The organism is Paraburkholderia sp. SIMBA_053 (assembly GCF_046534895.1).
Classification (GTDB): domain Bacteria; phylum Pseudomonadota; class Gammaproteobacteria; order Burkholderiales; family Burkholderiaceae; genus Paraburkholderia; species Paraburkholderia caledonica.
Genome location: NZ_JAWRXU010000134.1, coordinates 1 through 432 on the forward strand (window position 1 = coordinate 1; position 432 = coordinate 432).

General features: G+C 60.0%; 1 protein-coding gene and 1 pseudogene. Both read left to right on the forward strand.

The features are described 5' to 3' along the window. Nucleotides 1-144: pseudogene (locus SB753_RS34920) on the forward strand (S-(hydroxymethyl)glutathione dehydrogenase); the annotation flags it as partial. Nucleotides 145-156: 12 nt separating this feature from the next. Beyond that, a partial coding sequence (locus SB753_RS34925) for an alpha/beta hydrolase-fold protein (RefSeq protein WP_410804604.1) occupies nucleotides 157-432 on the forward strand: 276 nt, incomplete at its 3' end.

The window sequence follows — 432 nt, forward strand, 5'->3', positions numbered from 1 at the left end:
GTGCCGAAGATCGTCGACTGGTACATGGAAGGCAAGATCAACATCGACGATCTGATCACGCACCACCTGAAGCTCGACCAGATCAACGAAGGCTTCGATCTGATGAAGAAGGGCGAGTCGATCCGCTCGGTTGTCATCTACTAAAGGAGTGGCGCGATGCTCGAACTGATCGAATCGCACGCGTCGTTCGGCGGCACGCAGCGTATCTATAAGCATGAGTCGAAGGCGATCGGTTTGCCGATGCGCTTTTCGGTCTTCATGCCTGAAGCGGCGTCGCAGAAGAAGGTGCCGGCGCTGTTCTATCTAGCAGGGTTGACGAGCACCGAAGAGACGTTTCCGATCAAGGCGGGCGCGCAGCGCTTCGCCGCGCAACACGGCATCGCGCTGATCTCGCCGGATACCAGACCGCGCGGCGCAGGCGCGCCGGGCGAG